Raw genomic sequence first — 519 nt, 5'->3', positions numbered from 1 at the left:
GAAGTGCGAGTGGGTCGTGCACGACTTAAAGCCCGGCAACTACAAAGTGCGCGTTCAGGCCGAGGTGTGGGACGGTCTCTTATCGGAGGTGGCTGAGGTGAGCCGGACGCTCAATGGATTGGTCTCAATCAAGGACCTGCGCCTGGGCCGTGATCGTAGAGCGTTGATGATCGACTGCGAGCTCGAAGGCGCAACGAACACACTGCAATGGCGTGTTGAGATTCGCCTAGGTGAGACGGACAAGTTCACTGACGCCAGGGGCAACCTATACGGCGAAATTGGCTCCGCACGGATGCGGGTAGCCGAGCGCCGTTCAGGATATTGCTGGGTCCGGGCGATCTATGCGATCCCCTCTCCATCTGGCGACTTCAATAGCCCTCATTCAAGCGCCTGGTTTCCGAGTGAAGCCGGGCCTGGCATGCGATACGAAAAGGATTGACGCGGATGCAAGCGAACGAGACCAGGTGGGGACTTCTACCTTGGAACAAAGGTTTCGACTATAAGAATCGCCGAACGGGC

1 protein-coding gene is annotated in these 519 nt (G+C 57.8%); it reads left to right on the top strand.

Annotated elements, in window-relative coordinates; translation table 11 throughout:
* The coding region (locus QCE79_RS33545) for a hypothetical protein (RefSeq protein WP_309851823.1) at positions 1-439 on the top strand (439 nt) is incomplete at its 5' end.
* Positions 440-519: the final 80 nt, after the last annotated feature.

This window comes from Caballeronia sp. LZ003 (assembly GCF_031451465.1).
Classification (GTDB): Bacteria; Pseudomonadota; Gammaproteobacteria; order Burkholderiales; family Burkholderiaceae; genus Caballeronia.
This window is presented reverse-complemented; position numbering and strand designations above follow the sequence as displayed.